This window comes from Pectobacterium peruviense, assembly GCF_002847345.1.
In the GTDB taxonomy this organism is placed as follows: domain Bacteria; phylum Pseudomonadota; class Gammaproteobacteria; order Enterobacterales; family Enterobacteriaceae; genus Pectobacterium; species Pectobacterium peruviense.
The window spans coordinates 128,356-154,022 of the sequence record NZ_LXFV01000005.1 but is presented as its reverse complement, the minus strand read 5'-3'; the positions used below and the strand labels follow the sequence as shown (position 1 = coordinate 154,022).

General features: G+C 46.6%; 17 protein-coding genes, 1 tRNA gene and 1 pseudogene. 10 read left to right on the top strand and 9 right to left on the bottom strand.

The annotated features are described in order from the left end of the window. The first annotated feature begins 59 nt into the window (after nt 1–59). On the top strand, nt 60–1,679 hold the full coding sequence (locus A0G03_RS04840; protein ID WP_048258451.1) for a methyl-accepting chemotaxis protein: 1,620 nt from the start codon (nt 60–62) through the stop codon (nt 1,677–1,679). 73 nt (nt 1,680–1,752) lie between these two features. On the opposite strand, the gene A0G03_RS04835 is transcribed toward A0G03_RS04840, so the two are convergent. The 4 genes from A0G03_RS04835 to pepA all read right to left on the bottom strand — a co-directional run bounded on the left by A0G03_RS04835 (nt 1,753) and on the right by pepA (nt 7,390). After that, on the bottom strand, nt 1,753–2,298 hold the full coding sequence (locus A0G03_RS04835; protein ID WP_048258452.1) for an RNA 2'-phosphotransferase: 546 nt from the start codon (nt 2,296–2,298) through the stop codon (nt 1,753–1,755). Nucleotides 2,299–2,433: 135 nt separating this feature from the next. Then, nucleotides 2,434–5,289 (bottom strand): valine--tRNA ligase, encoded by a 2,856-nt coding sequence (locus A0G03_RS04830; RefSeq protein ID WP_048258453.1) that lies wholly within the window; start codon nt 5,287–5,289, stop codon nt 2,434–2,436. Between the two features lie 12 nt (nt 5,290–5,301). Further along, nucleotides 5,302–5,751 carry a DNA polymerase III subunit chi gene (locus A0G03_RS04825; protein ID WP_039289714.1) on the bottom strand — a complete coding sequence of 150 codons (450 nt, stop codon included), beginning with the start codon at nt 5,749–5,751 and terminating at the stop codon, nt 5,302–5,304. A 127-nt stretch (nt 5,752–5,878) separates the two neighbouring features. Next, nucleotides 5,879–7,390, bottom strand: a complete 1,512-nt coding sequence (gene pepA / locus A0G03_RS04820; RefSeq protein ID WP_011092033.1) for a leucyl aminopeptidase — start codon at nt 7,388–7,390, stop codon at nt 5,879–5,881. Between the two features lie 282 nt (nt 7,391–7,672). Between pepA and lptF the strand changes: the two genes are divergently transcribed. The 4 genes and pseudogenes from lptF to A0G03_RS04800 all read left to right on the top strand — a co-directional run bounded on the left by lptF (nt 7,673) and on the right by A0G03_RS04800 (nt 11,606). Continuing rightward, complete coding sequence (gene lptF / locus A0G03_RS04815) at nt 7,673–8,788, top strand: LPS export ABC transporter permease LptF (protein WP_048258454.1); 1,116 nt, start codon at nt 7,673–7,675, stop codon at nt 8,786–8,788. After that, nucleotides 8,788–9,864 (top strand): LPS export ABC transporter permease LptG, encoded by a 1,077-nt coding sequence (gene lptG, locus A0G03_RS04810; protein ID WP_011092035.1) that lies wholly within the window; start codon nt 8,788–8,790, stop codon nt 9,862–9,864. The genes lptF and lptG overlap by 1 nt, the downstream gene beginning before the upstream one ends. A gap of 217 nt (nt 9,865–10,081) precedes the next feature. Continuing rightward, nucleotides 10,082–10,166: transfer RNA gene (locus tag A0G03_RS04805), tRNA-Leu, on the top strand. Between the two features lie 164 nt (nt 10,167–10,330). Then, nucleotides 10,331–11,606 (top strand): annotated as a pseudogene (locus A0G03_RS04800) (tyrosine-type recombinase/integrase). Nucleotides 11,607–11,643: 37 nt separating this feature from the next. Here the strand turns inward: A0G03_RS04800 and dsr2 are convergent. The 5 genes from dsr2 to A0G03_RS04775 form a co-directional block, all read right to left on the bottom strand. After that, a complete protein-coding gene (dsr2, locus tag A0G03_RS04795; protein ID WP_223250541.1) occupies nt 11,644–15,270 on the bottom strand; it encodes an anti-phage defense-associated sirtuin Dsr2 in 3,627 nt (1,208 codons plus the stop codon). Between the two features lie 402 nt (nt 15,271–15,672). After that, entirely contained in the window at nt 15,673–15,921 is a 249-nt protein-coding gene (locus A0G03_RS04790) for an ogr/Delta-like zinc finger family protein (RefSeq protein WP_048258455.1), read from the bottom strand. After that, a complete protein-coding gene (locus tag A0G03_RS04785) occupies nt 15,918–16,175 on the bottom strand; it encodes a hypothetical protein (protein WP_244177694.1) in 258 nt (85 codons plus the stop codon). The genes A0G03_RS04790 and A0G03_RS04785 overlap by 4 nt, the downstream gene beginning before the upstream one ends. A 53-nt stretch (nt 16,176–16,228) precedes the next feature. Further along, nucleotides 16,229–16,558, bottom strand: coding sequence for a DUF1493 family protein (locus A0G03_RS04780; protein WP_223250543.1), 330 nt, complete (start codon nt 16,556–16,558; stop codon nt 16,229–16,231). After that, nucleotides 16,558–17,028, bottom strand: coding sequence for an STM2901 family protein (locus A0G03_RS04775; RefSeq protein WP_048258458.1), 471 nt, complete (start codon nt 17,026–17,028; stop codon nt 16,558–16,560). The genes A0G03_RS04780 and A0G03_RS04775 overlap by 1 nt, the downstream gene beginning before the upstream one ends. A gap of 129 nt (nt 17,029–17,157) precedes the next feature. On the opposite strand from A0G03_RS04775, the gene A0G03_RS04770 reads away from it, so the two are divergent. From A0G03_RS04770 to A0G03_RS04750, 5 genes are all read left to right on the top strand, one after another. Continuing rightward, nucleotides 17,158–17,409, top strand: coding sequence for a type II toxin-antitoxin system Phd/YefM family antitoxin (locus A0G03_RS04770; protein WP_005973616.1), 252 nt, complete (start codon nt 17,158–17,160; stop codon nt 17,407–17,409). Nucleotides 17,410–17,458: 49 nt separating this feature from the next. After that, complete coding sequence (locus tag A0G03_RS04765; protein ID WP_080965206.1) at nt 17,459–17,680, top strand: type II toxin-antitoxin system RelE family toxin; 222 nt, start codon at nt 17,459–17,461, stop codon at nt 17,678–17,680. Between the two features lie 939 nt (nt 17,681–18,619). Then, a complete protein-coding gene (locus A0G03_RS04760) occupies nt 18,620–20,983 on the top strand; it encodes a type I restriction-modification system subunit M (protein ID WP_048258459.1) in 2,364 nt (787 codons plus the stop codon). Beyond that, nucleotides 20,983–22,371, top strand: coding sequence for a restriction endonuclease subunit S (locus A0G03_RS04755; protein WP_048258460.1), 1,389 nt, complete (start codon nt 20,983–20,985; stop codon nt 22,369–22,371). Before A0G03_RS04760 ends, A0G03_RS04755 begins: the two co-directional genes overlap by 1 nt. Then, nucleotides 22,368–25,616: a type I restriction endonuclease subunit R gene (locus A0G03_RS04750; RefSeq protein ID WP_048258461.1), complete on the top strand. Its 3,249-nt coding sequence runs from the start codon at nt 22,368–22,370 to the stop codon at nt 25,614–25,616. Before A0G03_RS04755 ends, A0G03_RS04750 begins: the two co-directional genes overlap by 4 nt. The last annotated feature ends 51 nt before the right edge of the window (nt 25,617–25,667 follow it).

Sequence of the window (25,667 nt, the reverse complement as noted above, 5' to 3'; positions counted from 1 at the left end):
CGGTTCCGCTATAGAACTGGCGCTCACCCTTTCTTATTTTCAGACCACAGGGATAATTTATGTTTCGTAAGATAAAGATCCGTACTGCACTCAGCATGATGGTGTTCTCGTTAGCGGCGTTACTGCTTTTTGTCGGCGTTTTAGGGCTGATTGCGGTTCAGTCAGGGAACAAATCATTTGCCCGCGTCGATATGGAAGTGCTGCCAGGGCTGGTGGCGCTGAATGACAGTTCCGAACTGCTGTTGCGTGGTCGGTTGGATTTACGTCTGTACGAATCATTAATGGGGAAAGGGGACGTTGAGGCGGCTAAAGTCGCGCTGGGACGCGCCAGAGGTAAGGTCGATGGTGCTAGCGAAAAATGGCAGGAATACCTGAAATATCCGCAGTCTGAACAGGAGAAAGTGATTTCTTCGGACATGGCTGAGAAGCGCAACGCGCTGATGCAGGACTTTATCGATCCGGCATTTGTGGCGCTTAACGCAGGGAATCTGGATGAATATCGCCAGCGTGCCGGGAAATCGACGGTGCTGTACGCCGCGTTTGATAAATCCTCTAAAGCATTGGTTGCCTTCAAGCTGAAGAGCATTGATGAAGCCTACGCGGATTCAAATGGACGTGTGGAACTGATGGAAACCATCCTGTACGGTGCGATTGCCTGTGCGTTGCTGCTGGCGGCGCTGGCTTGGTCTGTGATGACCAATATGATCGTGAAGCCGCTGAACCAGGCTATTTCCGTCTTTGACCGCATTGCTGAAGGCGACCTGCGGGCGCAGATTGATAGCAGTGGGAAAAACGAAATCGCCCACCTGTTTGCCGCCGTTCAGCGCATGCGCGACGGACTGGAAAACATGGTGCGCGTGGTGCGTAACGGAACCGATGCGATCAGCGTTGGGGTAGAAGAAATCGCATCCGGCAACATCGATCTTTCCAGCCGTACCGAGCAGCAGGCAGCCTCGTTGGATGAAACGGCTTCAAGTATGGAGCAGATCATGTCGACGGTGAAAAACAACGAAGACAATACTCGCAAGGCGAATCAACTGGCGCAGAAAGCCTCTGATTCCGCGTCTCGCGGCGGGAATGTTGTCTCCGAAGTGGTTGATACCATGCGTTCTATTAAGATGAGTTCCGCCAAGATCTCCGACATTGTTGGTGTGATCGACGGTATCGCCTTCCAGACTAACCTGCTGGCGCTGAACGCTGCGGTAGAATCTGCGCGTGCAGGTCAATACGGTAAAGGCTTTGCGGTGGTTGCCTCCGAAGTGCGGATGCTGGCTGCGCGTAGTGCGACGGCAGCGAAAGAGATTGGCACGATGATTGATGCTTCTCTCAGCCGTATTGAAAAGGGCGCTGGTCTGGTTGAAGTGGCCGGTAACACCATGGACGAAGTACTGATGGATGTGAAGAAAGTCGTCGATATCATGGATGAAATCACGCTGGCTTCCAGCGAGCAGAGCCGAGGCATTTCGCAGATTAATATCGCTATTAATCAGATGGATGGTGTGACTCAGCAGAATGCGTCATTGGTCGCAGAAGTGGCGACCTCAGCGAATGCGCTTCAGGAACAGGTTATTAACCTGCAACAGTCCGTCTCCCGTTTCCAAATCGCAAGAGAAAACATGGAGATGGGCAACGTGTTGCCCGGTTTGCGTCAGAACATTGCGCTGGCCGATGCCCGCTAATCGTTAAATACCTTCATCGCCTGTTTTCGCCAGTGTTGTTTTGGCGGCGAAAACAGGCGACTAATGCACATATTCATTCTGCTATAAATGGCACAGGAACCGCCAAGGTTAGCCAGACGCCGTTATCCGCCTGATAAAAAATAAACTCCTGTTGATGCATCTCCAGCGCCTTTATTTTTAGTACCACGGGCTTGCCATGCCGCTGGCCGACTTTTATCGCCGTTGCTTCATCAGCAGACAAATGCACATACTGACGCGAGCCGGGAAGCAAACCCAGCTGATTTATTGAGTCGATAAATCGGGTCGCCGTGCCGTGGTAAAGCAACTCGGGCGGTGTTTTAGGCTTGTAACGCAGATCGACCTGTGATGATGAGTGCCCCTGCGCTGCACGGATCGATAAACCATCCGGCGAAATAGAAAAGCGCTTTTTGTCGCTGTTATCAACCACAGACTGAATCACCTCTCTGGTAAGAAGGCGTCCGTCTTTTGCCGCGCCGCTAATCAGGTCAGCAATGTTTGCCCATCCTTCGCTGTTCAGCGTGAGCCCAATGGCTTCGGGCTTGTGCCGTAACACGTAGCTAAGAAACTTGCTGATATCATCATGATTCGTGTTGCTCATGTGTTCTCGATCCATGCATTGTGCGAAGCGAATAGATTGTAATTGAAATACTTTCTACGCGAATAAAAAGTAAAAAGCCTCGTTTTGCAACGAGGCTTTCATATTTACCATACTACTGTTGGAAATAGATTAACGTTACAGCGCTGCGATGACCGCTTGCTGCTCCAGCAGTTTGGTTTTCGCTACGGCGTAGCCATCCATTTTCTCACGTTCTTTGGCAACGACCGCTTCCGGTGCTCGTGCCACAAAGCCTTCGTTGGACAGCTTGCTTGCGATGCGCTCAATCTCTGCTTCGAGTTTCGCCACTTCTTTCGCCAGACGATCCAGTTCTGCTGCTTTGTCGATCAGGCCTGCCATTGGGATCAACAGCTCGGCACCCTCGATGAGTTTAGTGACGGAAACCGGACCTTTGTCGCCCGCTGGCAGCAGCGTAATGCTTTCCAGACGCGCCAGCGTTTGAATAAAGCTAAGGTTTTCTTCCACACGACGCTGTGCTTCAGCGGTGGCATCGCGCAGTAAGACTTCCAGCGGTTTGCCCGGCGCGATGTTCATTTCTGCACGAATGTTACGTACGGCGATGATGGCCTGTTTGATCCACTCCAGATCGTTCAGTGCTAGCGTATCTTCCTGCGCGGCATCGAACTCAGGGAATGGCTGCAACATGATCGTGTCGTCGTTAATGCCTTTCAGCGCTTTAACGCGTAGCCAGATAGTTTCGGTAATGAACGGAATAATCGGGTGTGCCAGACGCAGCAACGCTTCCAGTACAGTCACCAGCGTGTGGCGTGTACCGCGCAGTTCCGCTTCCGAGCCACCGTTCATCACTGGCTTCGTCAACTCCAGATACCAGTCGCAGAACTGGTTCCAGGTGAATTCGTACAGGATGTTGGCGGCAATATCGAAGCGATAACCGTCCAGCGCATCGCGGTAGGCTTTCACCGTACGGTTGAATTCTGCCAGAATCCAGCGGTCAGCCAGCGACAGCACGAGCTCGCCACCGTTAAAACCGCAATCCTGCTCTTCGGTGTTCATCAGAACAAAACGGCTGGCGTTCCACAGTTTGTTACAGAAGTTGCGGTAACCTTCCAGACGCTTCATGTCCCAGTTGATGTCGCGGCCAGTGGAGGCCAGCGCCGCCAGCGTGAAGCGCAGGGCATCTGTACCGTGAGGTTCGATACCGTTCGGGAACTGCTTCTCGGTGCGCTTGCGGATTTTTTCTGCCAACTGCGGCTGCATCATGTTGCCGGTACGTTTCTCCAGCAATGCTTCCAACGAGATGCCGTCTACCATATCCAGCGGGTCGATCACGTTCCCTTTGGATTTGGACATCTTCTGGCCTTCCTCATCACGGATCAGGCCGGTCATGTAGACAGTATGGAATGGCACCTGCGATTTACCGTCTTCATCTTTGATGAAGTGCATGGTCAGCATGATCATGCGGGCAATCCAGAAGAAGATGATGTCGAAGCCGCTGACCATCACGCTGCTTGGATGGAAGGCTTTCAGGTCTGGCGTTTGCTCCGGCCAGCCCAGCGTAGAGAATGTCCACAGTCCGGATGAGAACCAGGTATCCAGTACGTCTTCGTCTTGGTTCAGAACGACATCGTCAGCGAGATTGTTTTCACTGCGAACTTCCGCTTCGGTACGGCCGACGTAGACGTTACCGTTAGCATCGTACCAGGCTGGGATGCGGTGACCCCACCACAGCTGACGGGAAATACACCAGTCCTGAATGTCACGCATCCAGCTGAAGTACATATTTTCGTACTGTTTTGGCACGAACTGGATGCGGCCATCTTCCACGGCTTCTACCGCAGGCTTAGCCAGCACGGCAGCACGCACGTACCACTGGTCGGTTAGCATCGGTTCAATGACGACGCCGCCACGGTCACCGTAAGGAACGGTCAGATCGTGCGCTTTGATCTCTTCCAGCAGGCCGAGCTCATCGAATGCGGCTACCAGCGCTTTACGCGCGGCAAAACGTTCTAAACCTTGGAAAGTCTCTGGAATGTCGCTGTTGTAAGCGGTGCTGGCTTCGCCATTGGTATCAAAAATTTCAGCGCTCTGGCGGATATCACCGTCGAACGTCAGGATGTTTACCATCGGCAACTGGTGGCGTTTACCGACTTCGTAGTCGTTGAAGTCGTGAGCTGGCGTGATCTTCACACAGCCGGTGCCTTTTTCCATGTCGGCATGTTCGTCGCCAACGATCGGGATACGACGGCCAATCAGCGGCAGGATCACGTCTTTTCCAATCAGATCTTTATATCGCGGATCTTCTGGGTTAACAGCGATACCGGTATCACCCAGCATGGTTTCCGGGCGAGTCGTGGCAACGACCAGATAGTCTTTCCCTTCGGCGGTTTTCACGCCATCGGCCAGCGGATAACGCAGGTGCCACATTGACCCTTTCACATCGCGATTTTCTACTTCCAGATCGGAAATCGCGGTGCGCAGTTTCGGATCCCAGTTCACCAGGCGCTTGCCGCGGTAAATCAGGTCTTCTTTATACAGACGGACGAAAACTTCTTTCACCGCGTTGGACAAGCCTTCATCCATGGTGAAGCGCTCGCGTTCCCAGTCAACGGAGTTGCCCAGACGGCGCATCTGATTGGTAATGTTGCCACCGGATTCGCCTTTCCACTGCCAGATTTTGTCGATGAACGCATCGCGGCCATAATCGTGGCGAGTTTTGCCTTCTTCTGCGGCGATCTTGCGCTCAACGACCATCTGCGTGGCGATACCGGCGTGGTCAGTACCTGCCTGCCACAGGGTGTTTTTGCCCTGCATACGCTGATAGCGGATCAACGTATCCATAATGGTTTGCTGGAAAGCATGACCCATATGCAAGCTGCCGGTGACGTTGGGCGGCGGGATCATAATGCTGAAACTTTCTTTACTCGTGTCGCCATGCGGCTTGAAGTAGCCTTGCTTTTCCCAGTGTTCGTAGAGCGGCTGCTCGATATCTTGCGGGTTATATTTCGTTTCCATTATGCTCAAAATTCAGTGAGTTGGCGGCGTAGCCGTGGTCAATCGGAAGCCGACGCTGCGATAGGTTTTATAGCGGTCGCGCGCCAACTGTTTCAAGGAGTCTTCGTAAGGGACAAAGTCTATCACTTCATGGAAAGCGGTGGCAAAATCTGCGAACTGCGGCAATAGGCTGATCAACAGGTCGCGTGGCGCATTGCCACGTCGCTGTGGCCACGCAAGTTCGACCGGTGCGCCGTGACGCGGCCCTTCGCCTGCCAGATTATGCGGCACGAATGCGTTGGGGTCTCTTTGCCACAGCGCCTCGTCAAGCCTGATGGCCTGCTGCTCGTCTTCGCAGGCAATCAGCACGCGCTTTCCTGCTCGCCAACGTTCTGCCGCCAGATCGCAGGCCAGTGCCTCATGGGCGCTGAGCTCACCGCTTTTGCTGTCGTGTTCAAGAAGATAGAACGTTGCGTTTTTCATTGTTTACACTATTGATTGCTAAGAGCCAGAAAGTGATAAGGGCCGGAAGTCCGGCCCATAAGACGACAATTGCTTGATAAGGATAAGGCAATCGCTGGCTTTGGTCATCGTCGTTGACGCGAAAGCCTTATTCTACGTCGTTCTGTCCGGCGCGGTTAAGCAGGAACTGTGATAACAGTGCGACCGGACGGCCCGTTGCGCCTTTGGCTTTGCCGGAGCGCCAAGCGGTGCCAGCAATATCCAGGTGTGCCCAGCTGTACTTGCGTGTAAAGCGCGACAGGAAGCAGCCAGCGGTAATTGCACCGCCTGGACGACCACCAATATTCGCCATATCGGCAAAATTGGACTCCAGCTGTTCCTGGAATTCGTCGGTCAGCGGCAGACGCCATGCGCGGTCGCCAGACTGCTCGGACGCGCTCAACAGCTCATGTGCCAGCGGATTGTGGTTGGCCATCAGCCCGGTGATGTGGTGCCCCAGTGCAATCACGCATGCGCCAGTCAGTGTCGCGACGTCAATGACTACGTCCGGCTCATAACGCTCAACGTAGGTCAGCGTATCACACAGGACCAAACGACCTTCCGCATCGGTGTTCAGCACTTCTACCGTTTGGCCGGACATTGTAGTCAGCACATCGCCAGGGCGGTACGCACGTCCGTCCACCATGTTTTCACAACCTGCCAATACGCCGATGATATTCAACGGCAGCGCCAACTCGGCCGCCATACGCATCACGCCGTAGACCGTAGCCGCGCCGCACATGTCGTATTTCATTTCGTCCATGCTGTCGGCAGGTTTGATGGAGATACCGCCGGAATCGAACGTTAGCCCTTTACCTACCAGCACAATTGGGCGGTTTTCTGGGTTTGGATCGCCTTTATATTCGATCACGGACATCAGCGATTCATTCTGCGAGCCCTGACCGACGGCCAGATAGGCATTCATGCCCAGCTCTTTCATCTGCTCTTCGCCAATCACGCGCGTGATAGTGTTCTGGCTGTAAGTGTCGGCCAGCTGACGTGCTTGAGAGGCCAGATAAGCGGCATTGCAGATATTCGGCGGCATGTTGCCGAGATCTTTTGCGGCTTTGATGCCCGCAGCAATAGCCAGACCGTGCTGGATAGCACGCTCGCCGCTGGTCAGCTCACGGCGAGTCGGCACGTTAAATACCATTTTGCGCAGCGGACGGCGCAGTTCGACCTTATTGCTCTTCAACTGATCGAAGGTATATAGCGTTTCTTTCGCGGTTTCGACGGCCTGACGCACTTTCCAGTACGTGTTACGACCTTTCACGTGCAGTTCGGTCAGGAAGCAGACCGCTTCCATCGAACCGGTTTCGTTCAAGGCGTTGATCGTTTTCTGAATCACCTGTTTGTACTGGCGTTCATCCAGTTCGCGCTCTTTACCGCAACCAATGAGCAGAATGCGCTCGGAAAGAATGTTAGGTACATGGTGCAAGAGCAGTGATTGCCCCACTTTGCCTTCTAATTCACCACGGCGAAGCAACGCGCTGATGTAGCCGTCGCTGATTTTATCGAGTTGTTCGGCAATAGGGGACAGACGACGCGGTTCAAACACGCCGACGACAATGCAGGCGCTGCGTTGTTTTTCCGGGCTACCGCTTTTTACGCTGAACTCCATGTACTCTCCTGAATCTTAAAGACAAAAGCGGGGGCAACGGCTAGTATGTGATACTCCGTAATACTTTCCCGCCGTTGCGTTAACATAACTTGTGTTAATCTTAACGACGTAACGAACCTGTTTTGGTGACTATAAGCAGGTTCTGATACAACAGTTCAAACGCAGTGTGTTGTAATACCGTTTTAGCTATGAGGGCTGCCAAAAATGAGTATAAATGGCGCGTTAGCGAAGAAACTATCGATTTTCCTGCAAAAAGACAAGTTTTCACAGGCGTAATTAAGCGTGATCATCATTCGATATCTGGTACGGGAAACCTTTAAGAGCCAACTGGCCATCCTTTTCATTCTGCTACTGATTTTCTTTTGCCAGAAATTAGTACGGATATTGGGCGCTGCTGTTGATGGTGAAATCCCGACAAATTTGGTTATCTCCCTGTTGGGATTGGGCGTGCCAGAGATGGTGCAGCTCATCCTGCCATTAAGTCTATTTCTTGGCGTATTGATGACGTTTGGCCGTCTCTATGCGGAAAGCGAGATCACCGTCATGCACGCCTGCGGGTTGGGCAAACGTGTGTTGCTGAAAGCCGCGCTGATCTTGGCGATGTTCACTGCTGTCATTGCAACGATTAATGTCATGTGGCTAAGCCCGTGGTCGTCAATGCATCAGGAAGAAGTGCTGGCGGAAGCGAAGGCGAACCCCAGTATGGCGGCCTTGGTAGAAGGGCAGTTTCAGTCCGCACAGGGTGGCAACGCGGTGCTGTTTGTCGGCAATGTCAAAGGATCGGAGTTCCAGCACGTCTTTCTGGCGCAACTGCGTCCCAGCGGTAACGCACGGCCTTCCGTCGTTGTGGCCGATCGTGGTCATATCACGCAAAACGAAGATGGTGCGCAGGTCGTGACCTTGGACAACGGCTCGCGTTACGAAGGCACAGCGCTGCTGCGCGACTTCCGTATTACGGATTTCACTAACTATCAGGCCGTGATTGGTCACCAGACTGTGACGCTAAACAATAGTGATGTGCAACAAATGGGTATGCGAACCCTCTGGAGTTCTGATGCGCACGATGCGCGCGCAGAGTTCCATTGGCGACTAACGTTGATTGTTTCGGTGTTGATCATGGCGCTGATGGTGGTACCACTGAGTGTGGTGAACCCACGTCAGGGCAGAGTGCTGAGCATGCTGCCAGCGATGCTGTTGTACCTGATTTTCTTCCTGCTGCAAAGCTCGCTGCGTTCTAACGCCAGTAAAGGAAAAATCGATCCGATGGTGTGGATCTGGCTGACCAACCTGATGTATTTCGGTATCGCGGTCATGCTTAACCTATGGGATACCGTGCCGATGCGCAAAATGCGCGCTCGCCTTAAGCCTCGTACGCTTAAAACACAAGGAGCGGCCTAATGTTTGGTGTATTAGACCGCTATATTGGCAAAACGATTTTTACCACCATCATGACGACGTTGTTCATGCTGGTGTCGCTCTCCGGCATCATTAAGTTTGTCGACCAGTTGCGTAAAGTCGGGCAGGGCGAGTATTCGGCGCTGGGTGCGGGGCTATACACGCTGCTAAGCGTGCCAAAAGATATTGAGATTTTCTTTCCGATGGCGGCATTGCTCGGTGCATTACTCGGGCTTGGCCAGCTTGCGACCCGTAGTGAACTGGTGGTGATGCAGGCTTCTGGCTTTACTCGCTTACAGATTGCGACTGCCGTGATGAAAACCGCGATCCCATTGGTATTGCTGACGATGGCGATTGGCGAGTGGGTCTCACCGCAAGGGGAGCAGATGGCGCGTAACTATCGTTCTCAGATGATCTCCGGTGGGTCGATGATCTCTACGCAGGGTGGACTGTGGGCAAAAGACGGCAATAACTTTATCTTTATCGAACGGGTAACGGGCGATAAAGAACTCTCTGGCGTCAGCATCTACCGCTTCGACGATCAAAATAAGCTATTATCTGTGCGATATGCGGCCTCTGCCGAATTTGAAGATGACAGAAACGTATGGAAACTCTCGCAGGTTGATGAATCCGATTTGAGCGACGGCAAACAAATTGGCGGCAGCCAGACGCTCAGCGGCGAATGGAAAACTAACCTGACGCCGGATAAGCTAGGCGTGGTGGCACTGGAACCCGATGCACTGTCAATCCGTGGACTACATAATTACGCCAAGTACCTGAAACAAAGCGGACAGGAATCGAACCGCTACCAGCTCAACATGTGGAGCAAAATCTTTGCACCGGTCTCTGTGGCGGTGATGATGCTCATGGCGGTCTCTTTCATCTTTGGCCCGCTGCGCAGTGTGTCGGCGGGTTCACGCATCGTGATAGGTATCAGCTTCGGCTTCCTCTTCTACCTGCTGAATGAGATTTTCCGCCCGCTCAGCTTGGTCTACGGCATTCCACCTATCCTAGGTGCTATCTTGCCTAGCTCGGTATTTTTGTTCATCAGCGTAGCGCTGCTACTGAAACGCCGATAGAGCTCAATGAGTCTGAAAAAGCGCCGGATGGATTAATCCTCGGCGCTTTTTTATTGTTCACGACAACGTTCACACCACACAATATTGAAGGCAAAGTGGTCATAACGCGTTGCTAAAGATGATTTTTTCAGCACTTAACCGAGCACTGAGTGGATTAACGTTGCGCGTGGGCCGTCAAACGGTATAATGCCCACGTTTTCCGCATACTACTCTCAGTGCCGAAGTGGCGAAATCGGTAGACGCAGTTGATTCAAAATCAACCATCGAAAGATGTGCCGGTTCGAGTCCGGCCTTCGGCACCATTTGATAGTTCGAGAACGTCCGTAACAGTCCGTAAGTTACTAAAAAGAAAGCCGAAAGGCTTTTTTTTTTGTCCTCAAGAGTCCGAGCACATCCGTTGCAATCCAGACCCCACAGGGGGCATAATTGGGGGCATCCCCACTTCGATTAGAAATGTGCCCCCAAAATGAAGCTCAACGCCCGCCAAGTCGAGACTGCCAAGCCAAAAGAGAAAACTTATAAGATGGCAGATGGTGGCGGTCTATATCTTGAGATCACCACGCGGGGATCGAAATACTGGCGGATGAAGTACCGCCGCCCAATCGATAAGAAAGAGGATAGGTTAGCTTTTGGCGTCTGGCCGACGGTTACCCTTGCCGATGCTCGCGCTAAACGTGGTGAAGCCAAAAAATTGCTGGTTCAGGGCATTGATCCTAAAGCTGAGCAAAAAGAAGTACAGGCAGAATCCGCGGGGGCATATACCTTTGAAACGGTCGCCCGTCAGTGGCACGCCAGTAACAAGCGCTGGGGGGATTACCATCGATCGCGGGTTATCCGGTATTTGGAAATGTATATTTTCCCCGAAATCGGCGCATCTGATATTCGTAAGCTGAAAACCAGCCACCTTCTGGCACCGATCAAAGCCGTGGATGCATCGGGCAAACATGACGTCGCTCAACGGCTGCAACAGCGTATTACGGCGATTATGCGTTACGCTGTCCAGAATGATTACATTGAGTCTAACCCTGCCAGCGATATGGCCGAGGCGCTGACCACAACCAAAGCCCGCCACTATCCGGCTTTACCTTCCGTCCGGTTCCCTGAGTTTCTTTCTCGTCTTGCTGCCTATCGTGGCTGTGTAATGACACGGATCGCAGTCGAGCTTTCCTTACTAACTTTTGTGCGCTCCAGTGAGTTACGTTTCGCGCGTTGGGATGAGTTCGACTTCGATAAATCTCTTTGGCGCGTACCGGCAAAACGAAAAGAAATTAAGGGTGTGCGTTACTCGTACCGTGGCATGAAGATGAAAGAGGAGCATATCGTTCCGCTTAGTCGGCAGGCGATGATGTTGCTAAGCCAGTTAAAGCAGATTAGTGGTGATAAAGAGCTGCTTTTTCCGGGTGATCATGACGCAGCTAAGGTTATGAGTGAAAACACAGTAAACAGCGCATTGCGTGCGATGGGTTATGACACTAAAACTGAAGTTTGCGGACATGGATTTAGAACGATGGCTTGTGGTGCATTGGCATTGGGTGAGTCAGGATTATGGAGTGATGACGCTATAGAGCGTCAACTGAGTCATTCTGAGCGTAATAATGTCAGAGCTGCATATATTCATACATCTGAGCATTTGGATGAAAGGCGCTTACTTAATGGTTCAATGGTGAGCTGATTACTTAGATGAGATTAAATCTCAATCTCAATTCATATCTCCATTCGATTACGGTAAAAGGGCTTATTGAAAAAACACCCAATATATATTGGGTGTTTTTCCTTCATTTATACATGGTTGTTCCATTCATTTCTAATTTCGTCGAACTCATTTCTAGAGTTGCACATATTTTTCCACTCTTGGATGATAGGAGGTTGGTCAATACCTAGCATTTCATTTTTTCTAAATATCGAAGCAGCCAACTTTGTTGCACTAAGTTTTTTCTCAAGGTGATTCAAATATTCATTGTTATCAACAAAATCTCTATCATCAATATTTACTTGATATGCTAACCCTCGAAGGATTTTCTCTATGAACTCATCTGAAAGAGTAAATTCACAAGAATTGATTATATATGCAATTAAATCGTAGCACTCAGGAAGTCTAGGGTCTCTATCCCACGCAATTTTATCGCTGATGGCTTGAATGATGGTTAGTGGATATTCATTGTTTCTAATAAATACATAAATTGAGTTGATGGCTTCAATAACATCATTTTTATTGAAACTATAGAGTCCGTTCACTATATCTTTCATTCTCACGAGGTGAGTGCTCTTATTTTTCAGATATAGCATTGTTACTGCTGAATTTACAGGGATTTTGTCTTCTTTCATTTTCTCTAATAAGCTTGAGATTTCATTAATAGACTCAGTGCTTAATTTGTCATTATGATGTTCTAAAATTGTCGTTATGATATTTGTGATATTTCTAAATCTAAGAGTAAATTCCTTAGCTAAATCATCCATTTTTACAAGCCATATCCGATCCTTGACATACCAGTCATTCATTTTTGAAACGATTTCAGATAGAGTTTTCTCAGGCAGGGGTATATGGTGTAGCGCTCCATTGAGTTCAGTACAATACACATCTAACCCACCTGTAATACCAACGCTTTTTCCGTCTTGCACAGGGAATTTGTATGTTTTAATTATAGGGGTGAATTTGTCTGCTATGTTTTCATTATCTGGATAAAGATTGTTTATAAAGAAAAATTTGTAATAACCGCTGTCGATGGGGAATCCAAAGGTGTCACGTTTTGACCAAAGATTTTTTATAAGTTTAGTTGTGTCAGATTTATTAAGCATTTCAAGATTATATAATGTTATGAGCTTTTGTGATGACGCTTTTCTTAATTCTGAACTTTCACTTTTTAAATCGATAATATCTTTTTTTAATTTCGAAGATGCGATTTTTTTAGATATTTCTTTTGGGGGGTTGATTGTAACCCCTAATAGACATTCAAATGGTGTAATGAAATTGTATCTTTGACCCATATGCAACTGGCTATTGTGAGGAGTTGAAGGGAAATCAATGAAAATATCTATCAGCGATATTTTTTGTGAATCACTCAAGTTGGAAATAGTACGCTTTAATAGATCTTTTGTCTCCATATACCAATGGAAATTTTCTGAGTTAAATAATTTAAGCAAAAGACAGATAATGTCTTTCTTTTTCTCAAATGATACTTTTGTAACTAATCGTGATAGAATTTCAGGAATTACTGACAACGTAGAGATTTCTATTTCAAGTTTATCGTTTAATCTATCATCTATTTTTTTAGTGATGATTTGTTCATACTTTTTGTAGTATCCATCAAATAAATCTTCAACCTTTTTCCGTTCAAGAGAAGAAATCCTATTTCGGTTGAATAGACTCTTGGCTTTATCCTTATCAAATGTTCTGAATATTGAAAAAATAGCCCATTCAGGAGAGTATTGATAAATATGTCGAGCTGCATTCTCGACTATTCCACTAAAAATGTTCATTCCCGGTATGTGGAACGGTAGGCCAAGTTCCTCTGCTAGCAGAAAGAAACTAAAAGCATCTAATGACCTTACTTCTGTTGGGCTTCCTCCAAAGTAAGTTGTCACCGTTCTTCTGTTAAGATCGAAATCTGTGTCATTAGTATTCCTAGAGGTACCTGGCAGTGACTCTAGTTTGATTTCTAGGTATTTTATTTCTTTTTCAGGGTCACTTCGATATTGTGATAATGCCGCTAAACGCGAGTTATACTCAGATGAATAATCGTCATCTTTGCTGTCTATACGCCAACTGTGTTTAAACATTCGCAGTATATAGATTCCATATGCTTCTTGAGATTCACTGGAATAGTCAATATTTCTTGATGAAAGTAAACTATTTCTTCGAATCGTAGATAAGGTTTCTTCAAGAAGATTGATTGCTTCATCAAGCATTCCAAATTCGGCAAGTAGTCCGGCTCTCTTTATTTCATGCTGAGGAAGGAGTTTGTTTGTTTCCCAGTTAGAGAGTCTGTTTCTGGCTTCATCGAAATTTAAGTTGAAATATGAAAATAAGATATTTTCATAATAATATTCAGATTTCACCTCTGGTGTTAATCGGTCCAGATTCTGAATTAACACATTATTAAGTTTTTTCCATTTGTCGACAAAGCTTTCCTGTCGACAAAACTTCATTAAACTAATTATTATATGAGAGTATTTTTCATCAAAATCAACAATATTTTTATTTTTCATTCCCTCTACGTAAATACTCTCATACTTTTCAACCAGCTTAAATAAGAATTCAGATGTATCATTGAAAATAGGTAGTAATGCTTTATTTAGTCGCCATGTAACTTCATATCCAAAATCAAGATCATCAGAACCATCCCATGCAATCTCATAATTAACAATAGACAACCAATCTCTGGTATTACGCGATAAATTACTTCTGTTTGATTCCGGTAAAATCAGCCAGTTTGGGTATGACTTTCTTGACTGAGTCCATTCGCTAAGACATTTTTTAATTTTCTCAATTTTTAAATCAATGCTATCATTAAAAATAACTCGTTCATGATTAACTTCTATTGGCCATTCTATTAAGTTGTCTTTATTTTTTGATTCGTAGAGGAATTGGATAAAATGTTGGTGTGCTAAATAATGATCTTTATCAAAATCACCGAGGAAACTTAAATCAACAATGGAAATATTTCTTTTTTCTAAAAGTTTACGTTGTGCTTCATTAAATGAAAATAGACCTATCAAGTAAATTTTCGGTGAGTTTTCTGCACCAAGATTATCTCTGATCCAACCAATCCAATTTAGGAAGTTAGGATCGTCACCAGAAAATCCGATTAAACATAGAGTGTTCTCAATCAATGATTGTTGAACTGTGTTCACAAAAGGAGAATTTTCTAAAGGATACTTTCTGTAATCTTCCTCCGTAACAATAAAAGGTCTTTCTGAGGGGAAACTACCATGTAGTTTTATAATTCTTGGTCTTTCAGCATTCATTAAATCATTTTTATTAAGAACAATGTCGTATTTTCTGGAGTCAACATTAACACATGCTCGCTCAAGTAACGTATCGTAATTAGTCGTAAAGACATCAATCCATGGCAAGGAAAGAAGGGAGACGTGTAGCTTGGATGGTTCATATTCTTTATCTGGGACATGATCCATTATTAATTTATCAAGCGTTGCTCTGCCAAATGCAGCCTGAACTTCATCTCCTAACTTTAATACGTTTGAATATCTATTGTCGTTTTTTTCGCAGTAAACACTTTCATAAAAAATGTCACCTAAGTCGTTCCACATTGGGAATTTTCTTGCCTTGTTTGTTAATGGCTTTGCATTCCGACTAAACCCAGCTCCTATCAATATGGCTGCGCGACCGTCCCAAAGGCGAGTTGATATATTATTTAATAATGGTTTTATTTTGTTTTTATTTATCATCACATATTCCATACTTAGTTAAAATAGGTGGTCTAATAATGCTGTGAATTATAATCCGCTTTTGCCTGTTCTGACATCGTTATGGACAAAATACATTCAATACTTCTTTAAAGTAGATTGCTCTGTGATAAAAATAGTTTTGTTATGCCAGCGCGCAATGCTATCCCCGCCACGCCTGCCCGCTTTATGTAGCGCTTTTCATGCAATTGCATGGAGGCGCTCAGGCCGCGCCAGTACTGGCGCTGTAGGGCAGATACGGGGGTAAGTATTGCATGCAATTCCATGTACCGTATGCATGCACGGTCAAAAAATCGCTAGCCAGAGAAAAAAACTCGTAAAAAAGCCCATGCAGTGGTGGGCGATGTCCTGATATTAATGATAATGAAATTATAATCTGGCTAATTAATTCCGTTTAGTTGAGGCCGGGTAATCTTTATATTTTTTCTGCATGACCGGTGATAGCGGAATATCTGGCACCGGCAGATCTTTTCGGTGTGATGGCTGAATAATTTCCTCTATCGACTCCATGGTGCGGAATGTGGCAGAGCATTCAATATTCCGACACTGGTGATAACGCCGTTTCACATTATTCGAAAAAATTTTGCTAGTCCGGGTATGCGCTGCATGGCCACAGAACGGGCAAGGCATCATACTTTCTGACTCCGTGTTTTTAATGCGTCTTCTTTTTCCTTTAATTCCCGGAAAAATATTGTTCGTTTTGCCAGGCTGGATACCGGTGCAAAATCGGCATGCGGCAATGAGGGCGCGTTCAGCCCCAGCGATGACAACACTGGCTCGTTGCTCATATCAAAACGGTAGTTATTCGTTTTCGCCTTGAGCTTTTCAGTAACCAAATCCATTACCACTTTTTCGGGATTCTGCGAGGTAGACACCAGAAACGACAAAACCGGCTCCGGCCGGTTTTTTTTACGTCCAGACACTTCAATATTAGATGCCTCTAATCGTATAACCATTTCCCTGCTTTAGCTGACTCAATAATCATCCCGACCGTGAGCGGTTTTAACGCTTTTGATAGTGGTTTCTTTTGCCAGATTGGATACTCATATTCAAAATAATTTCTTCCATCAAAGTTTGAGTGCTCAATATTAAAATGTCCGAATATATCAAGAAGGAAATCATGAGCATCCTCCGGCAGAAACTGGTAATCATCCTGTAATGTCCAATCTTTAGTGACTTGTCTAATACCGGATTTAAACCAATGCTTCCTAATCGGGTAACGTTGCATTAGATATTGAATAACCTCATTTCCGATATCTCTTTGGTTCATCAGAAATACGTCCATTCAATGCGGTCTTCTGGCCTAGCGATCAGGTTATATTGTCGACGGGTATCTCTTGCTACCAATTGCATTATAGCTATTAATTGGACATAACCTATCCATGGAATATAACGCCCAACAAAAGAGGCAATCTTATTCGTAGGAACCATCTTCAATGTCGCAAGATTCTTTCCCATAGGCGTGAGCGGCCTTAGCCCATAAGGGAAACGTAAATCTCTGAGCAATGCTCGTGATACTCTGGAAGCCACACTGGTTCCGGGCGCCGCAGTGGCGGCGGATAGTTTCCCTGATACCTTTAGATAAGGTTGCCCTGAGAGGATCAGCGCCGCTGCTGTAATCTCTAAACCGGTGCGAGAAGAAAAATTTTCAAGAAAGATCAGGTTAAATAACTCACCAGCAGTTAAATTTCCATGCCCATGATAATAATATGTGTTATTGAGTTCCTCAGTAGTATCCATGAAACCTCCCTGTTTTTAATGTATTTTCAATATTATTTTATTTGGTGTCACATTTATACCGTGATTTTGCTGCTTTCTTGATTGAGTGCTAAATTCAGTATCAAATATCATACTTAAAAGGGGCTGGTTATGTCCGTACAACCTATCCTTGCCAATGCTGCTGTGAGTATCAGCGACTTTAAAAAATCGCCCAATGCCGCGCTGAAAGAAGCTAACGGCGAACCTGTAGCCGTGTTAACCAACGGGCGTATCTCTGGCTATTATGTTTCCCCGGAAACATGGGAAGCTCTGGCCGACTATCAGGAAGATATCGAGCTTGCCAAAATTGCCCGCTCCCGGATGAAGGGGAAACGTGTGAAGGTTGATCTGGATGAGTTATAAGCTGGAGTTTGAAGAGCTAAGAAAGGCGGCTTAGCGTTGCACTTCGGACTTGAATCCGCCGTTCGCCAAAAAGTTGAAAGAGGTTTTACAAAATCCCCACGTTCCCGCCAACCGGCTTCACGGAATGGCTGACTGCTACAAAATCAAACTTCGTTCCGCTGGCTATCGGTTAGTGTATCAAGTGCTTGAGCATGAGATCGTGGTACTGGTTTTAGCTGTGGGCAAACGGGAACGCTCAGAGGTTTATAAAGCAGCCAAAGACCGATTATAAGATCGGGCTCGACTATCTTGTTGTGCGACATACCTATCGTCAAGGTGATGAGTAACTCGTCACCTGTTCACCAACTCATCACCCTTTAATGCATTGATTAATAAAAATAAAAAACCATAGTGAAGAGAGTGAACAGTTTTGTGCAAAATCTTTTTATTCTGGCTAAGCCGCTGTAATTAGACTCTCTCGGTTAGGATCCGTAGCACGGAATCGAATCCGGACGGATGATAATAGATATCATTTACGGTATTTTTATCTATCTCATTGATATATTGCTAAAAATCACTTGGGGGCACAAAAGGGGGCATAAATTATTTATTTTTTAATTTTATTATTAATATTCAATATCTTATTTTTATACATGAGTCCGGCCTTCGCACCATAGTATGAAAATCAAGTCACCTCAGGGTGGCTTTTTTTATGTCCAAAATCGTCCGGTAACGTCAATATCTATCTGTAAAATAACGATTTTAATTTTATTTTCCTCTCTGCGATTTTGTCTGTTTTATCCACAGTGCTCTTTCTTCGTCCATTGACATCCAGATGATTTGGGGTCAGATGAGGGTCAATTCATTTCGATTATGAGTTGACCCCCAAATTATGGCGCTGACCGACGTTGTTGCCCGTACCGTCAAACCCCGCGTGAAAGCCTATAAACTCCCCGTTCTTAGCTGTCTGTCGGATTTATTTCCCCCTTCTTATTTTGGAGATCGCTTCTCTTATATCTACTGTAAACATTGATGGTTATTAACTAATGATGAATTACAGGAAAGCATAGTCGTTTGTTTATAGCGCCATATCCTAATCATGTTATCTCCAGTAGGTTCGCCAGAAAACGGTTGTCAAAACTCCGTCTCAAAGCGATGGACATCAAAGCCGTGCGATGCTAACTGGCTTATGTATAATCACTTCTATTCGTTACACTCTTTGGTAATCCTCATGTCTAACACTAACTTTTCTCAAACGGCTGCCTTTATCTGGTCAGTTGCTGACCTGCTTCGTGGCGATTTTAAGCAATCTCAGTATGGGCGCGTGATTCTGCCTTTTACTCTGCTGCGTCGGCTTGAGTGCGTGTTAGCTGTGAGTAAAGAAGCGGTGGTCGCGGAAGCTGAAAAACTGAAGGCCAGCCCTTTGCCGGAAGAAGGGAGAGAGAAGTTTCTGTTACGCGCCACGAATGGCCTGTCGTTCTTCAATACCTCGCCGATGGATCTTGGCAAGATGGGGCAGAACGATATTAAGGCGAATCTGGAGAATTACGTTCAGTGTTTCTCGAAGGATGCGCGTGAAATCTTTGAACACTTCAAATTTAGTGAGTTTGTTGGCCTGCTGGATGACGCCAATTTACTGTTCAAAATCGTTAAAAAATTCGCCACTACGGACCTGAGCCCGAAGGCCATTTCCAACCATGACATGGGGCTGGTATTTGAAGAGCTGATTCGTCGTTTTGCGGAAAGTTCGAATGAAACGGCAGGGGAGCACTTTACTCCACGCGATATCGTACGTTTAACGACCTCGCTGGTATTTATGGAAGATGATGCTGCGTTATCTAAAGACGGCATCATTCGCACTATTTATGACCCCACTGCTGGCACGGGTGGCTTCCTCTCTTCGGGTATGGAATATGTGCATGAACTTAACCCGAATGCGGTGATGCGCGCGTTTGGTCAGGAACTGAATCCCGAGTCTTACGCTATCTGTAAAGCCGATATGCTGATTAAAGGACAGGATGTTAGCCGTATCAAACTGGGTAACACTCTTTCCAACGATCAACTACCGCAAGACCAGTTCGACTACATGCTGTCGAACCCGCCGTTTGGTGTGGACTGGAAAAAGATTGAAGGTGAAATTAACGACGAGCATCAGTTGAAAGGCTTTAATGGCCGTTTTGGTCCGGGCTTGCCTCGCGTCTCTGATGGCTCTCTGTTGTTCCTTCTGCATCTGATCAGCAAAATGCGTGATACTCATAATCCAGATGGTTCAATCAATGGTGGTGGGCGCATCGGTATTATTCTTAACGGTTCTCCGCTGTTTACCGGTGGTGCGGGTAGCGGCGAGAGCGAAATCCGTCGCTATATTCTGGAAGCTGATTTGCTGGAAGGCATTGTCGCGCTGCCGACGGATATGTTCTACAACACCGGGATTGCGACTTACGTCTGGATTCTGTCGAATAAGAAAGCGCCAGAGCGTAAAGGCAAGATCCAACTGATTGATGGCACCAACTTGTGCGGCAAGATGCGTAAGTCTCTGGGTTCCAAACGTAATATAATGGGTGAAGAGGACATCAAACTGATCACTCGCACGTTTGGTGATTTTGAGGTGGTTGATGCGATTTCTCTTGAAGCATTAGGTCTGGAAAAAGCACCGGAGCAAAAATCTAACCGTGGTCGCCAGTCTGCAACGGCTAAAACGGAAGTGCCGAAAACCTTCGCCAGCAAAATCTTCAACAGTACCGATTTTGGCTACCGCCGCTTGACCATTGAGCGCCCGCTGCGTCTGTCTGCACAGGTTACCGATGAAGCCATTGCCAGCCTGCGCTTTGCGCCGAAGCCATTTAACGCCCCGATGGAGCGCTTGTTTGACGAATTCGCTTCGCAGTGGCAGGACGCTCACTACGGTGATTTTACAGAAATTGAAGCGGAAACTCGCGCCATCATTAAAGCTGAATTTGCCGAGCTGAAAGAGAAGCAAATTAAAGACCTGCTGGACATCAAACTGTGGCTCGCGCAGCGCACGTTAATGGAAAAAGCGCAGCAGATTCAAACTGCGTTAGGCACACAAGCAGGTGGGAAAACGCAGGTCAGTGACGATTTTAACCAGTTCCAGCTTACCCTGAAAGGCGCGCTGAAAACCGCAGGTGTTAAGCTGGATACCAAAGAAAACAAACAGTTTATCGACGCGATTACCACTAAAAACCCAGACGCTGAGCCGGTGGTGAAGAAGGTGCTGAAAGAGGCTGCTCAGCTGCTGTACGGCGCGTTTGAGTACCAAGGGAAAGTGGTGGAGTTCGAGCAGGATGGCGACCTGCGTGATAACGAAAATGTACCGTTAAACCCGAAGGTTGCTATTAGCACGCTGATTGAAGACTACTTCAAAGCCGAAGTACTGCCGCACGTTGCCGATGCCTGGATTAATGCCGATAAACGCGATGCCAAAGACGGTGATATTGGCGTTGTCGGCTATGAGATCCCGTTTAATCGCCATTTCTACGTTTATCAGCCACCGCGCCCGCTGGAAGAAATTGATGCCGATCTGGATGCGGTCAGCGCCGAGATAATGAAGCTGTTGCAGGAGGTACATTCCTGATGGCTGGGCTAAATAAATACAAGGCATATCCTGAATATAAGGATTCTGGGGTTGAGTGGTTGGGGGAAATTCCTCGGAACTGGAAAACCACACCTATATCTAGATTATTTTCTAGAATTAAACGTACTGGGTATACAGAAAAAGAATTGCTTTCTGTTTATCGGGATTATGGTGTTATACCCAAATCCAGCCGAGATGATAACAACAACAAACCTTCAGAGGATTTGTCACCTTATCAGTTGGTGGAACCTAATGATTTAGTAATGAATAAGATGAAAGCCTGGCAAGGTTCTATTGCGATTTCGGAGTATGAGGGGATAGTCAGTCCCGCATATTTTGTTTATCAACCTAATAAAATTCTTTTTGAACAAGCGTATCCAAGGTATGTGCATTATTTACTTCGCAATCCGATTTACGTTACTCAATACTTGAGTCGTTCCAAAGGTATACGTGTAAATCAATGGGATTTAGATCCTGATGAATTTAGAAATATTGAACTACTTTTGCCAAGCAATCATGAACAAGAAAAAATATACAATTTCCTCGATCACGAAACCACAAAAATCGATAACCTGATTGAAAAACAACAGCAACTGATTGAACTGCTGAAAGAAAAACGTCAGGCAGTGATAAACCATGCAGTGACTAAAGGGCTAAACCCTGATGTGCCAATGAAAGATTCTGGGATTGAATGGTTGGGGGAAGTACCGGAACATTGGGTTGTTCGCAGACTAAAACACACATCAAACTTACAATCTGGAATACCTAAAGGTAAAGATTTAACAGGTAAGAATAGTATTTCAGTACCGATGCTTCGTGTTGCTAACGTTCAGGATGGTTATCTTGATCTTACAGATGTGCAATCTATAGATATTGAACCAAGTCAGCTAGAGCGATATTTGCTTCGCGATGGTGATGTATTGATGAATGAAGGGGGGGACAATGATAAATTAGGTCGAGGTGCAGTATGGAATTCTCAGATTTATAACTGTATCCATCAAAATCATGTTTTTGCGATTCGTCCTAATTTTATTGAATCTGAATGGCTAGATATGCTTACTCGTACGAATTATGCCAAATTCCATTTTTATCGTGTGGCTAAACAAAGTACAAATCTTGCATCTATTTCATCAACAAATATAAAAGAAACACCGTTACTTATCCCACCCAAGAATGAAAGAGAAGGAATTATTAAATTTGTTAATTTCCAGCTTGGAAAAATAAAAGCAACGGAAGAATATAGCATTAAGCAAATAGTTCTCCTCCAAGAACGCCGCACCGCCCTAATCTCTGCTGCCGTTACCGGCAAAATCGACGTACGCGACTGGGTCGCGCCAGCGAACAGCGAAATGGCAAACATTGAGGAATCACCGGAGGTGAATGCATGAGCATGGACTCGACCAAAGAAGCCATCTTCCAAAGTGAGATGATTGCACAGATGGTTGAACATGGCTGGGTTGTCGGCAAAGGTGATGGCTACGATCGTGAACGTGCGCTGTATTCGCAGGACGTGCTGACTTTCGTTAAAACGACTCAGTCGCAGGAATGGGAAAAGCTGGTTAAGGTTTTCCCCACCGATACCGAGCGCCATTTCCTTGATGCGTTGGAGGCTCAGCTTAAAAAAGCCGATATCAACGCTACCGATAAACTCTCACGCACCTACGGTACGCTGGGCGTATTGCGCAATGCGCTGAAGATCCGCAATGCGCGTTTTACGCTATGCCAGTTTAAACCCGAACATAATTTAAACCCGGAAACGCTGGCGCGTTATCAGCAGAATATCTGCCGTATTGTGCCGGAACTGGTTTATAGCCCGTATGCGTCGAACGCTGTGTTTGAAGAAACCGGTTTAAAAGCGAAAAAGTGGCGTATCGATCTGGTGCTGTTTGTTAACGGCCTGCCGGTGGCGACGCTGGAATTGAAATCCGAGTTTAAGCAGGCGGTACAAAACGCGATTAAACAATATAAGAAAACGCGTTTGCCGAAAGACCCGGTAACCAATAAGCCTGAACCGCTGCTGACCTTCAAACGTGGCGCGTTGGTGCACTTTGCCGTCAGCCAATATGACGTGTTTATGGCCACGAAATTGGCTGGCGATGACACCTTCTTCCTGCCTTTTAATAAAGGCACGACAGACGGCGGAGCAGGTAACGATATTCCCGAAGATGCCAACGAGTACGCCACCAGCTACTTATGGAATGAAGTTCTGCTGCCGGACAATTTGCTGAAAATTCTCGCCAGTTTTGTGCATCTGCAAATTGAGGAGAAAGAAGACTGGAACGGATTAAAAGTTAAAAAAGAGAGTTTAATTTTCCCGCGTTATCACCAGTGGGATGTGGTGAATAAACTAATTCACGCAGCCACGAAAGAAGGTACCGGTAATAAATACCTTATTCAGCACAGCGCGGGTTCCGGTAAGTCCAACTCTATTGCCTGGACGGCTCATCAGCTTTCGACGCTTTATGATGAGAACGGTGAAAAACAGTTCCACTCGGTGATTGTTGTCACCGACCGAACGGTATTAGACGATCAGCTTCAGGATACGATTTACCAGTTTGAACATGCGGACGGTGTCGTCGGGCGCATTAATAATAAAGAAGGCGACGGCTCTAAATCAGAAAAACTCGCCAGTGCGCTGGAAAACTCCCAACCGATTATTATCGTTACCATCCAGACTTTCCCGTTTGTGCTTAAAGCTATCGAAAACAACGTCAACCTCAAACAGCGAAAATATGCCGTGATTGCTGACGAAGCGCATTCTTCTCAAAGCGGTTCCACGGCGCGTCAGTTAAAAGAAGTGCTGATGACCGAAGAAGCGGATGATGATGTGGTGCTGTCGTCGGAGGATATTCTGGACGCGACCATCGCCTCGCGCAAAGGCAGCAGTAATCTTAACTTCTATGCGTTTACCGCTACGCCAAAAGCCAAAACGTTGGAGTTGTTTGGCCGTCGGCCTAACCCTCTTGAACCCGCATCCAAGAGCAATAAGCCCGAAGCGTTTCATGTTTACTCGATGCGTCAGGCCATTGAAGAAGGCTTTATTCTTGATGTGCTGAAGAACTACACCAACTACAAAGTGGCGTATAAGCTGCTGCAAAAGCTGGATGATCCTGACCGGGAAGTGGACAGTAAAAAAGCTAAAATCAAACTGAACCAGTGGGTGACGTTGCACGAGCATAACGTTTCGCAAAAAGTAAAAGTGATTGTCGAGCATTACCGAAAACATGTCATGCATTTACTAGGCGGGCAGGCGAAGGCGATGGTCGTGACCAATTCGCGTAAAGCGGCGGTGCGCTACAAGTTGGCGTTTGATCAATACATTACTGAGAACCACTACCAGAAAATTAACGCGATGGTGGCGTTTTCTGGCGAAGTAGAATTTGTTGAAAGCGATCAAAATAGCCTCGCGCTATTGAACAAGAAATTCACTGAAACCAATATGAATCTCGGTCTTAAAGGACGGGATATGCGCGCCGCTTTTGATAGCGATGATTATCAGGTGATGCTGGTCGCCAATAAATTTCAGACGGGTTTTGACCAGCCTAAGCTGTGCGCGATGTATGTGGATAAACCCCTTGGCGGTGTGGAGTGCGTACAAACACTTTCTCGCCTGAACCGTATTTATCCGAGCAAAGTGCAGTCTGGCACCTTCGTGCTCGATTTCTACAATGAACCGGATGATATTCTGGGGGCTTTTAAGCCTTATTATCAGACCGCTAAACTGACGGATGTCAGTGACCCACAGTTAGTCTTCGAGCTATTCGAGAAACTTCGCACCAGCGGTATTTTCTTATGGAATGAAGTTGAGCAATTCTGCGACGCATTTTTTACCAAAAACAAATCCAACGCGGCAATTAGCAATATTTGTAAACCCGCCGTTGAGCGCTGGAAAAAGCGGTATACCTCGGCCATTGATGCCTATGTGTTGGCTAAAGAAATCTTTGAGCGCACGAAAAAAACCAACGATGTGGTGTTGATTACCAATGCCGAAAACAGTTTTAAAGACTGCAAGTTGGAAAAAGACAAGTTGGACATCTTCAAGAAAGACCTCGGGAGTTTTGTCCGCTTCTACGAGTTTATGTCACAAATCGTTGAGTTCGATGACAAGGAACTGGAGAAGCTCAGTCTATTTGCCCGCCATCTACGGCCCTTGCTGCATGAACAGAATGTTGAAGAAGATGAAGTTGATTTAAGCAATGTGGAAATGAGTCATTATCGCTTGTCGAAAATCCACGAGCAGCATCTGAAACTTCAGGAAGACGCCGAAGAATATGGCATAAAGCCAGGCAATGACATTGGCACAGCCAAGCCGAAGGATAAGAAAGAAGAGTTTCTGTCGCATATTCTGGCACGTCTTAACGAGCTATTTATTACTGATAATCTTACCGATAAAGACATGATTAATTATGCTTTTAGCGTGCGCGACAAGTTATCAGAAAATCAGGCGGTGATGACGCAGATTGCGAATAACACACGCGAACAGGCCATGCTGGGCGATTTCCCTAAAGCCATTGATGACGCGGTGCTGGATAGCAATGACGCGCAGCAGGACATGATGATGCAATATCTGTCGAACCCTGAGCTGGCAAAAGGTTTTGCGCGGGTGGTGTTTGATATGTTGAAAGGGGCATAGCGCCATTTAGCCATCACGTCAGTTTGCTGATGCGGTGGCACCTTTAGGGTT